Annotated in this window: 12 protein-coding genes; 11 read left to right on the top strand and 1 reads right to left on the bottom strand. The window is 68.5% G+C overall.

What is annotated here, in order from left to right:
- Positions 1–532, top strand: a 532-nt coding sequence (locus EK403_RS22355; protein ID WP_206659527.1) for an aminotransferase class IV, incomplete at its 5' end; no start/stop codon positions are given.
- A 3-nt stretch (positions 533–535) separates the two neighbouring features.
- On the opposite strand, the gene EK403_RS10745 is transcribed toward EK403_RS22355, so the two are convergent.
- On the bottom strand, positions 536–1,030 hold the full coding sequence (locus tag EK403_RS10745) for an invasion associated locus B family protein (protein ID WP_428979595.1): 495 nt from the start codon (positions 1,028–1,030) through the stop codon (positions 536–538).
- A gap of 360 nt (positions 1,031–1,390) precedes the next feature.
- Between EK403_RS10745 and coxB the strand changes: the two genes are divergently transcribed.
- From coxB to EK403_RS10695, 10 genes are all read left to right on the top strand, one after another.
- On the top strand, positions 1,391–2,254 hold the full coding sequence (gene coxB, locus EK403_RS10740) for a cytochrome c oxidase subunit II (protein WP_128777490.1): 864 nt from the start codon (positions 1,391–1,393) through the stop codon (positions 2,252–2,254).
- 44 nt (positions 2,255–2,298) lie between these two features.
- A complete protein-coding gene (gene ctaD, locus EK403_RS10735) occupies positions 2,299–3,909 on the top strand; it encodes a cytochrome c oxidase subunit I (RefSeq protein ID WP_128777489.1) in 1,611 nt (536 codons plus the stop codon).
- Between the two features lie 221 nt (positions 3,910–4,130).
- Positions 4,131–5,093 carry a heme o synthase gene (locus EK403_RS10730; protein WP_128777488.1) on the top strand — a complete coding sequence of 321 codons (963 nt, stop codon included), beginning with the start codon at positions 4,131–4,133 and terminating at the stop codon, positions 5,091–5,093.
- Positions 5,093–5,275 carry a hypothetical protein gene (locus EK403_RS10725; protein ID WP_128777487.1) on the top strand — a complete coding sequence of 61 codons (183 nt, stop codon included), beginning with the start codon at positions 5,093–5,095 and terminating at the stop codon, positions 5,273–5,275. The genes EK403_RS10730 and EK403_RS10725 overlap by 1 nt, the downstream gene beginning before the upstream one ends.
- A 14-nt stretch (positions 5,276–5,289) precedes the next feature.
- A complete protein-coding gene (locus tag EK403_RS10720; RefSeq protein WP_128777486.1) occupies positions 5,290–5,871 on the top strand; it encodes a cytochrome c oxidase assembly protein in 582 nt (193 codons plus the stop codon).
- A gap of 67 nt (positions 5,872–5,938) precedes the next feature.
- Positions 5,939–6,769 carry a cytochrome c oxidase subunit 3 gene (locus tag EK403_RS10715; RefSeq protein WP_128777485.1) on the top strand — a complete coding sequence of 277 codons (831 nt, stop codon included), beginning with the start codon at positions 5,939–5,941 and terminating at the stop codon, positions 6,767–6,769.
- Positions 6,770–6,844: 75 nt separating this feature from the next.
- Positions 6,845–7,225, top strand: a complete 381-nt coding sequence (locus tag EK403_RS10710) for a DUF983 domain-containing protein (protein ID WP_128777484.1) — start codon at positions 6,845–6,847, stop codon at positions 7,223–7,225.
- Between the two features lies 1 nt (position 7,226).
- Positions 7,227–8,009 carry an SURF1 family protein gene (locus EK403_RS10705; RefSeq protein ID WP_128777483.1) on the top strand — a complete coding sequence of 261 codons (783 nt, stop codon included), beginning with the start codon at positions 7,227–7,229 and terminating at the stop codon, positions 8,007–8,009.
- Between the two features lie 84 nt (positions 8,010–8,093).
- Entirely contained in the window at positions 8,094–9,512 is a 1,419-nt protein-coding gene (gene thrC / locus EK403_RS10700) for a threonine synthase (RefSeq protein WP_128777482.1), read from the top strand.
- The coding region (locus tag EK403_RS10695; protein ID WP_164919571.1) for a M16 family metallopeptidase at positions 9,509–10,706 on the top strand (1,198 nt) is incomplete at its 3' end. The genes thrC and EK403_RS10695, both read left to right, overlap by 4 nt.

Genomic DNA, 10,706 nt, shown 5'->3' with positions numbered 1-10,706 from the left:
GGGCGGCCCCCCCGCCGTGATCGTCTCGTCGTCGCTCTATCCGGCTTCGATGCGCTTCGCGCCGATCCGGCTCGCGACGGTTTCGGTTCGCCGCAATCCCACAAGCTTCGCGTCCCGCGCGAAGACGCTGAGCTATCTCGACAGCGTGCTCGCCTTCGACGAGGCGAAGCGGGCCGGTGCCGACGACGCGCTGATGCTTAACGTTGAGGGACGCGTGGCGTCGACAGCGATGGCGAATCTGTTCGCGGTGATCGGCGGGGAGTTGGTCACGCCGCCGGTGTCAGAGGGCGTGCTGCCGGGGATTATGCGTGGAGCGGTGCTGGAGGAGGCCCCGCGTGCGGGGCTTCGCGCCGTCGAGCGAGCGATCGGGACCAATGAGCTTTTCGCGGCCGACGCGGTCTTCGCGACCAACAGTGTCCGGCTTGTCATGCCGGTGACGGCGGTCGACGGCCGCGAGACCGCAGGAAAGGACGACAGAGCGGAGCGGATCGCGGCCCTGGTCGCCCGGAGCTGCGGCGCGACGGCGCCCTGAAATCTACGGCAGCGCGTCGAAGCCCGGCCCGAAACCGTTCAGCGAGACCGGCACGCCGATGCCTTCCTCGGGCGTCTGGAAGATGATGAAGGTCGCCTGCTTCCCGACCTTGAGCTGGTTGACCAACTGGTCCTCCAGCACGACCTCGGCCACGCAGCCATTCGGCAGGCAGCGCACGAAGCCGGCGCGGCCGACCTCGGCCTGGTCGATCCTGAGGCCGAGCCCCGAGGGCAGCAGCACGCCGAGCGGCGCGAGCACCCGCAGCAGGCGGCTCTTCTTGTCGGCGGTCTTCAGCACGATGACGGTGAGGCCGACATTCGGCCGGTCCTCGGCGGTGACGCTCTGGACCAGCGCGCACTGCTCGCCCTGGGCGCCCGGCGGCGTGTCGCACCGCATTTGCCAGTCGCCATGCGTCGCCTTGACGGCGCCCTGCGCTCCGGCGGCGGTCGGCGCGAGGCTGGCGAGCAGGACCGCCAGCGCGGCCGAAAGGCGGATCAGACGCAAGATCGGCGATCTCCCGGACACGGCCGGAGATGTCCGGCCGGCGGCTGTCGGCGTAACAGAGCGGGCGGCGGGCTTCAAGCGCGCGGCGCTTGGGCGTAACCGCCTAAGAACAATGCCAAAGGATGATTTTTTCGCGCGCAAATGCCGCACGGAGCCTATCGAATGGTCACATTGAGCTTTTGTAACCGTTATGGTTTCAAGGCCGTGCCGAGGGGTGGACTCGGCGGCCGCCGCGCGTCCTCGACGGCGCGGCTGCCCGATCAGAAACGTAAGAGACCAGCGGGGCCTCCACACGCCGCGGTCACGCGTGAAGGGCCGAAAACGGTCCTTGGGGGAAGCGAGAGGCTGGCGCGCATGAACCGACCCGGACGCAAGACGACGCTCACCTTCGCCGCGCTCGCGGCGGCGCTCGCCTCCACGGCGTCGGCGTTCGCCGGCACCGGACAGCCCTCGCCCTGGCAGCTCGGTCTGCAGAACTCGGTCACCCCGGTCTTCGACCAGGCGCACCATTTCCACACCTTCGTGCTGATCATCATCACGGTGATCACGCTGTTCGTGCTGGGCTTGCTCGTCTACTGCATGGTGCGGTTCCACGAGTCCAAGAACCCGACGCCCTCCAAGACCACGCACCACACTCTGCTCGAGGTCGCCTGGACGGTGATCCCGGTGCTCATCCTGGTGGTGATCGCGATTCCGTCCTTCCGGCTGCTCTACGCCCAGTACTCGCCGCCCCCGGCGGACCTCACCATCAAGGTGGTGGGCCGGCAGTGGAACTGGGACGTGGTCTATCCGGACCAGAAGGATCTCACGATCACCCAGCTCATGAAGCAGGACGAGGAGCTGGAGCCAGGGGAGCCGCGCAAGCTCGCGGTCGACAACGTGGTCGCCGTGCCGGTCAACAAGGTCGTCATCGTGGACGTGACCGCGGAGGACGTGATCCACGCCTTCACCATCCCGTCCTTCGGCGTGAAGGTCGACGCCATTCCGGGCCGGCTGAACCAGACCTGGTTCAAGGCCGAGAAGGAAGGCATCTATTACGGCCAGTGCTCGGAGCTCTGCGGCGTCGCGCACGCCAGCATGCCGATCGCCATCCAGGTCGTGAACGAAGAAACCTATAAAAAGTGGCTCGAGGCCGCGAAGCAGAAGCCTGAGGACGCGACCAAGCTCCTCAAGCAGGCGCTCGCGACGGGCGGCGCGACGTCGGTCGCGGCGCGCTGATCGGACACGCCCCGGGCGGGACAGAGTTTTTGGGAGACGACCGAATGGCTGTCGCAGCGGCTCACGGACACGGCGAAGAGCACCACGACCATCCGACTGGCTGGCGCAGGTGGGTCTATTCGACCAACCACAAAGACATCGGCACGATGTACCTGATCTTCGCGATCTGCTCGGGCGTCCTGGGCGGCGCGCTGTCGATCGGGATGCGGCTCGAGCTGCAGAACCCGGGCATGCAGATCTTCGCCAACGAAGACATGTTCAACGCCTTCACGACGGCGCACGGCCTGATCATGATCTTCTTCATGGTCATGCCGGCGATGATCGGCGGCTTCGGCAACTGGTTCGTGCCGCTGATGATCGGGGCGCCCGACATGGCGTTCCCGCGCATGAACAACATCTCGTTCTGGCTGCTGCCGCCGGCGATCGGCCTGCTCATCATCTCGATGTTCGTCCCCGGCGCTCCGGGCGGCCACGGCGTCTCGGGCGGCTGGACGATCTATCCGCCGTTCTCCTCGACCAAGGGCATCCCCGGCCCCGCGATGGACTACGCGATCCTCGCGCTCCATCTCGCCGGCGCCTCGTCGATCCTCGGCGCGATCAACTTCATCACCACGATCTTCAACATGCGCGCGCCCGGCATGACGCTGCACAAGATGCCGCTGTTCGCCTGGTCCGTGCTGGTGACGGCCTTCCTGCTGCTGCTGTCGCTGCCGGTGCTCGCCGGCGCGATCACCATGCTGCTGACCGACCGCAACTTCGGCACGACGTTCTTCGCGCCGGACGGCGGCGGCGACCCGATCCTGTTCCAGCATCTGTTCTGGTTCTTCGGCCACCCCGAGGTCTACATCCTGATCCTGCCGGGCTTCGGCATGATCTCCCACGTGATCTCGACCTTCTCGAGAAAGCCGATCTTCGGCTATCTCGGCATGGCCTACGCGATGGTCGCGATCGGCGTGGTCGGCTTCGTGGTGTGGGCCCACCACATGTACACGACCGGCATCTCGGTGAACACGCAGGCCTATTTCGTGTTCGCCACGATGGTGATCGCGGTGCCGACCGGCGTGAAGATCTTTTCCTGGATCGCGACCATGTGGGGCGGCTCGATCTCGCTCCGCGTCCCGATGATCTGGGCGATCGGCTTCATCTTCCTGTTCACGCTCGGCGGCGTCACCGGCGTCGTGCTGTCGAACGCCGGCATCGACCGCTCGCTGCAGGACACCTACTACGTCGTCGCGCACTTCCACTACGTGCTGTCGCTCGGCGCTGTGTTCGCGATCTTCGCGGGCTGGTACTACTGGTTCCCGAAGATGTCGGGCTACATGTACAACGAGACCATCGGCAAGCTGCACTTCTGGTTCACCTTCGTGGGCGTGAACCTGGTGTTTTTCCCGCAGCACTTCCTCGGCCTCGCCGGGATGCCGCGCCGCTACGCCGACTATCCGGAGGCGTTCCACGGCTGGAACATGGTGTCGTCCTACGGCTCCTACATCTCGGGCCTCGGCGTGCTGATCTTCCTCTATGGCGTGTTCGAGGCCTTCGCGAAAAAGCGGCTGGCGGGCGACAATCCGTGGGGCGCGGGCGCGACCACGCTCGAATGGACGCTGACCTCGCCGCCGCCGTTCCACCAGTTCTCCACCCTGCCGCGGGTGAAGTGACCTATCCGGCGGCCGGCCAGTCCGGCCGCCGGGTCCCAATCAGGAGGCGCCTCCACGGAACTGCGTGCTTCGAGACGCCTTGGCTTCGCCAAGGCTCCTCAGCATGAGGACCGTTGGAGTTCGCGACCTTCCTCATGCTGAGGAGCCCGCAAAGCGGGCGTCTCGAAGCACGCAGTTTCCTTCGGCCAAGACGCCGAACCGATAAGGTTTGACCGCTTCAGATGTCGATGATCGAGGAAAACCGAGTCGAGGCCGTCGCCGCCCTGCCGGGCCCGAGCCTGGCGGGCGTCGAGGACTATCTCGCGCTGCTGAAGCCGCGCGTGATGTCGCTCGTCGTGGTCACGGCGCTGACCGGCCTCGTGGCGGCGCCCGCCGGCCTGCACCCGGTGCTCGGCGCGGTCGCGCTGCTCTGCATCGCGGTCGGGGCCGGGGCCTCGGGCGCGCTCAACATGTGGTGGGACGCCGACATCGACGCCGTGATGGCGCGTACGGCTGGACGGCCGGTGCCTGCCGGCCGCATAGCCCCGGGCGAGGCGCTCGCCTTCGGCATGACGCTCTCGGTCGGCTCGGTGCTGATGCTCGGCCTCACGGCGAACTGGCTCGCCGCCGGCCTGCTCGCCTTCACGATCTTTTTCTACGTCGTGATCTACACGATGTGGCTGAAGCGCTCGACGCCGCAGAACATCGTGATCGGCGGGCTCGCGGGCGCGATGCCCCCGATGGTCGCCTGGGCCGCGGCGACCGGGACGGTCGGGCTCGAGAGCGCCGTGCTCGTCGCCATCATCTTCATGTGGACGCCGCCGCATTTCTGGGCGCTCTGCCTGATCAAGTCGGACGACTACGCCCGCGCGGGCGTGCCGATGCTGACCGTGGTCGCAGGGCCCAACGAGACCCGCCGCCAGATCCTGCTCTATGCGATTGCGCTCGCCCCGCTCGGCGTCGCGCCGGCCTTCATCGGCCTCGGCGGCGCGCTTTATCTTGCAGTCTCGGTCGTGGTCGGGATCGAGTTCGTCCGCCGCGCGATCGTGGTCTACCGGGTCCGCGAGGGCGCCGAGGCCCGCAAGGCCGCGGGCAAGCTGTTCGGCTTCTCGCTGATCCACCTGTTCGCGCTGTTCTTCGTCCTTCTGGTCGAGAAGGCCGTCGGCCTTCCGCCTTTGACCGCCCCGATCGCCGGCTGGATGTGATGGCGGGCGACGATGACCGGAACGACCCGAACAGGAAGGGACTGGTCCTCACCGAAGAGCAGCTGCGCCGCCGCAAGGCGCGCAACGTGGCGATCGCGGTCGCGCTCGCGGTGCTGGTGGCGCTGTTCTACCTCGTCACCGTCTTCAAGATGGGCGGCAACGTCGCCAACCGGCAGCTGTGACCGGCGGCCCGGACATGGCTGAGACGGCGGCGAAGCCTCGCCACGGCCTCGTGGCTTTCGGCTGCGTCGGCATCGTCGCCGCGATGCTCGGGGCGTCCTACGCAGCCGTGCCGCTCTACAACCTCTTCTGCCGCGTGACCGGTTATGGCGGCACCACCCAGGTCGCGAGCGCGGCGCCGAGCGGCGCGCTCGAACGGACCGTGCAAATCCGCTTCGACGGCAATGTCGCGCCCGGCCTAGGCTGGCGCTTCGAGCCCGAGACCCGGACCATGACGGTCAGGATCGGGGAGACCAAACTCGCTCTCTACCGCGCCAAGAACGTCTCCGACCGTCCGCTGACCGGAACCGCCAGCTACAACGTCTCTCCGAACCAGACCGGGGCCTACTTCTCCAAGTTGCAATGCTTCTGCTTCACCGAGCAGACCCTGCAGCCCGGCGAGGAGATCGACATGCCGGTCGCCTTCTTCGTGGATCCGTCGATCGCCGAGAACCGCGAGCTCGACGACATCCGCGAAATCACGCTGTCCTATACTTTCTTCCCCGTGAAGGAGCCGAAATCGGCCTCAAGAACGGTGGCGGATCGCCCGAAGAGTTGAGATAAGAGCGCGCGCGGCGCCGGTCCATGGCCCGGCGAAGCCGATCAAGAGGGAGGGGGAAGCCCCGATGGCCGACGCCCACGCCAAGAACCACGACTACCATCTCGTCGACCCAAGCCCGTGGCCGTTCATCGGCTCGATCGCGGCCTTCGTGCTCGCCATCGGCGCCGTGCACTGGATGAAGGGCGGCGCGCCCTGGATGGCGCTCGTGGGCTTCGCGGGCGTGCTCTACACGATGGTCGCGTGGTGGCGCGACGTCATCAACGAGGCGCATCGCGGCGACCACACGCGCGTGGTCGCGATCCATCTGCGCTACGGCATGATCCTGTTCATCGCCTCCGAGGTGATGTTCTTCGTCGCCTGGTTCTGGGCCTATTTCGACGTCGCGCTGTTCCCGAACGAGATCCATCAGTTCCAGCGCGCCGAGTTCACCGGCGGCGTCTGGCCGCCGAAGAGCATCGAGACCTTCGATCCCTGGCACCTGCCGCTGCTCAACACGCTGATCCTGCTGACTTCGGGCACGACGGTGACCTGGGCGCACCACGCGCTGATCCACAACGACCGCAAGGGCCTCAAGCAGGGGCTGTGGCTGACCGTCATCCTCGGCGTGCTGTTCTCGCTCTGCCAGGCCTATGAGTACAGCCACGCGGCCTTCGCCTTCTCGGGCAACATCTACGGCGCGGCCTTCTTCATGGCGACCGGCTTCCACGGCTTCCACGTGATCGTCGGGACCATCTTTCTCGCGGTGTGCCTCGCCCGGGTCTACAAGGGGCACTTCACGCCGAAGCAGCATTTCGGCTTCGAGGCCGCGGCCTGGTACTGGCACTTCGTCGACGTGGTGTGGCTGTTCCTGTTCGCCTGCATCTATGTCTGGGGCGCAGGCGCCTCGGCGCACTGACGGCTCCATCGCTCGAGCGACGCAAGCGGGGCCGCCGGGCGAACCGGCGGCCTCGTTTTTCGTTGGAGGTCCGTGATGCCCGAACGACCCGCCCCCCGATCCCAGGGTTCGGCCGCGCTCTCCGGCCTGCTCGGGCGCTGCCCGCGCTGCGGCGAGGGCAAGTTGTTCTCCGGCTACATCGCGCTGCCGCCGGCCTGCTCCAGATGTGGGCTCGACTACGGCTTCGCGGATTCCGGCGACGGCCCCGCCGTGTTCGTCATGCTGATCGCGGGCTTCCTCGCGCTCGGTTTCGTGCTGTGGTTCGAATTCGCCTATGAGCCGCCGTTCTGGATCCATCTCGTGGTGTCGCTGCCCGTGACGCTCGGGATCTGCCTCGCGCTGCTCAGGCTGTTCAAGGGCCTGCTGATCGCGCTCCAGTACAAGCACGACGCCGCCGAGGGGCGGCTCGACGTCTGACATGGCCGGGACCGTCCGCCGCCTCGCGCCCGTCGCGGTCGCGACCGCGATCGGCGTCGCGATCCTGATCGGGCTGGGCTCGTGGCAGCTGTCGCGGCTGAGCTGGAAGGAGGGGCTGGTCGCCCGGGTGACCGAGCGCATAGCCGCCGAACCCGTCGCGCTTCCGCCGCGGTCCGACTGGGCGAGGCTCGATCTATCGGACTGGGCGTACCGCCGCGTCCGCGCCGTCGGCGTGTTCGACCATGCCCGCGAGGCGCGCGTCTATATCAATCTTCCGGACGCCAGGGGCCGGTTCAAGGGCCCGGGCTACTTCATCCTGACCCCGCTCGCGCTGACCGGCGGGAAGGGAATCGTGCTGGTCAACCGCGGTTTCGTGCCGGAGGGCCGCGTCGACCCCGCGACGCGGGCCGAAGGCCAGCCGGCGGGCGAGGTCACGGTCGTCGGCGCGCTTCGCGAGCCGGAAGGCCGCAACATGTTCACGCCCGCGGACCAGCCGGAAAAGCGCCTGTTCTTCGACCGCGATCCCAAGGCGATCGCGGCGGGCCTGGGACTCAAAGACGCCGCGCCCTTCACCATCGACGCGGACGCGACGCCCAATCCCGGCGGACTGCCGCAGGGCGGCGAGACGCGCGTGTCGTTCCCGAACCGCCACCTCGAATACGCGCTCACCTGGTACGGCCTCGCCGGCGCCCTGATTGCGGTGTTTCTCGCCTTCGCCTGGCGGACGGTCGGGGAGGAACGCGACGGAACGCGCCGCGCGGCTATCGTTACGAAGCCTCGGTGAATCCGACAGCCGGCTCGCTTGCGGCGCAGGGCCTGCACGCCTAGTTTGACCTGCCGCCAGAATTCCCGAAAGACGCGACTTCTCATGCCTCTCGCTTATGTCTCGACCCGTGGAGAAGCGCCCGCGCTCGGCTTCGCCGACGCGATGCTCGCAGGGCTCGCCCGTGACGGCGGGCTCTACGTGCCGGAGGCCTGGCCGCGGCTCTCCGAGGAGACCATCGCGGGCTTTGCGGGCCGGCCTTACGCCGAGGTCGCCGAGGCCGTCGTCGCGCCTTACGTCGGCGACGCGATCGCGCCCGAAAAGCTGCGCGAGATGATCCGCGAGGCCTACGCCTCGTTCCGGCATCCGGCGGTCGCGCCGCTGGTGCAGACCGCGCCGAACCGCTTCATCCTCGAGCTGTTCCACGGCCCGACCATCGCGTTCAAGGACGTCGCCATGCAGCTGCTCGCGCGGCTCATGGACCATGCGCTGGCGGAGCGCGGCCAGAGGACCACCATCATCGGCGCGACGTCGGGCGACACCGGCGGCGCGGCCATCGAGGCGTTCCGCGGCCGCGCGCGCGCCGACGTCTTCATCCTGATGCCGCACGGCAAGGTCTCGGACGTCCAGCGCAGGCAGATGACCACCGCGCCGGACGACAACGTCCACGCCATCGCGGTCGACGGCTCGTTCGACGACTGTCAGGCGCTGGTGAAGGCCGCGTTCAACCACCACGCCTTCCGGGACCGCATGTCGCTCGGCGGCGTGAACTCGATCAACTGGGCTAGGGTGCTGGCCCAGGCGGTCTATTATTTCACCGCCGCGGTCGCGCTCGGCGCACCGCGGCGCGCCGTCGACTTCGTGGTGCCGACCGGCAATTTCGGCGACGTCTTCGCGGGTTATGTGGCGAAGAAGATGGGCCTGCCGATCGGCCGGCTCGTGGTCGCCACCAATGTCAACGACATCCTGGCGCGCACGCTCGAGACCGGGCGCTACGAGGTCCGCGGCGTCACCCCCACCACCTCGCCCTCGATGGACATCCAGGTGTCGTCGAATTTCGAGCGGCTGCTGTTCGACGCCTCGGGGCGCGACGCGGCCGCCGTGCGGCGGGCCATGGCGTCGCTCGGCCAGTCCGGCGCCTTCGCGCTGGACGAGGCGACGCTCGCCGCGATCCGCGCCGATTTCGACGCCGGCCGCGCGGACGAGGAGGAGGTCGCCGAGACGATCGGCCGGACCTATCGCGAGACCGGCTACCTGCTCGACCCGCACACGGCGGTCGGCTGCGCGGTCGCCGGGAAGGCGGGGCTCGACCCCGCGACGCCGACCGTCGTGCTCGCGACCGCGCACCCGGCCAAGTTCCCGGACGCGGTCGAGGCCGCTTCCGGAATCCGGCCCGAGTTGCCGGCGCATCTCTCCGAGATCATGACCGCGCCGGAGCGGATCAACCAGCTCCCGAACGATCTGGGCGAGCTGGAAGCCTTCGTCGAGAAGCGCGCCCGCATCGCGCGGGACGCCGCCGCGTGAGCGCCCGCCTCACCGTCCTGCCGTCCGGGCTTTCGGTCATCACCGACCGGATGCCGGAGCTCGGCACCGCCGCGGTCGGGGTCTCGTTCAGCGCCGGCGCGCGCTCCGAGGCCGCGGAGGAGCACGGGCTCGCGCATCTCCTCGAGCACATGGCCTTCAAGGGCACGGCCCGCCGCTCGGCGCGCGAGATCGCCGAGGAGATCGAGCAGGTCGGCGGCGACCTCAACGCCGCGACCGGCGTCGAGCAGACCGGCTATTCGGCGCGCGTGCTGGCGCAGGACATTCCGCTTGCGCTCGACATCCTGGCCGACATCGTGGTCGAGCCGCGTTTCGACCCGGAGGAGCTCAAGCGCGAGAAGAACGTCATCGTCCAGGAGATCGGCGGCGTCGAGGACACGCCCGACGACCTGGTGTTCGACTGGCTGCAGGAGACAGCCTTCCCCAGCCAGGCGCTCGGCCGCTCGATTCTGGGCACGCCGAAATCGGTGTGCGGGCTGGATGAAAAGGCGCTGCGCGGCTTCCGCGAGCGCTGTTACCGGGCGAAGGACGCGGTGGTGGTGGCGGCCGGCGCGGTCGAGCACGACGCCGTCGTGGCGGAGGCTGCGCGCCGCTTCGAGGGACTGCCGGCGGGAGAGGGCGAGAAGCCCGCGCCTGCGCGGTACGCCGGCGGCGACCGCCGCGCCAGGCGTGACCTCGAGCAGCTCCACGTCGCGCTCGCCTTCGAGGGCCGGGCTTATGACGCCGACGACGTCTACGCCGCCCAGGTGTTCGCGAACCTCGCGGGCGGCGGCATGTCGTCGAGGCTGTTCCAGGAGATTCGCGAGGAGCGCGGCCTCGCCTATACGGTGAACGCTTTCCACTGGTCCTACGCCGACGCCGGCCTGTTCGGCGTCTATGCCGGGCTCGGGGCGGACGACGCCGCCGACATCCTGCCGGTGACGCTCGACGTGCTGGCGGAGGCCGCGGAGACCGCCGACGAGCGCGAGGTCGAGCGCGCCAAGGCGCAGATGAAGGCCGGGCTCCTGATGTCGCTCGAGCAGCCCGCCGCGCGCGCCGACCATCATGCGCGGCATCATCTCGCCTTCGGCCGGCCGCTCGATGTCGCGGAGACGGTCGCGAAGATCGAAGCCGTCACGGTCGAGGAGGCGCGCGCCGCGGGGCGGCGCCTGCTGTCATCGGCGCCGACCCTCGCCG

The sequence above is a fragment of the Hansschlegelia zhihuaiae genome (assembly GCF_004103825.1).
In the GTDB taxonomy this organism is placed as follows: Bacteria; Pseudomonadota; Alphaproteobacteria; order Rhizobiales; family Methylopilaceae; genus Methylopila; species Methylopila zhihuaiae.
The sequence above is the reverse complement of the archived record's forward strand: the minus strand, read 5'-3'. Positions and strand labels throughout refer to the sequence as shown.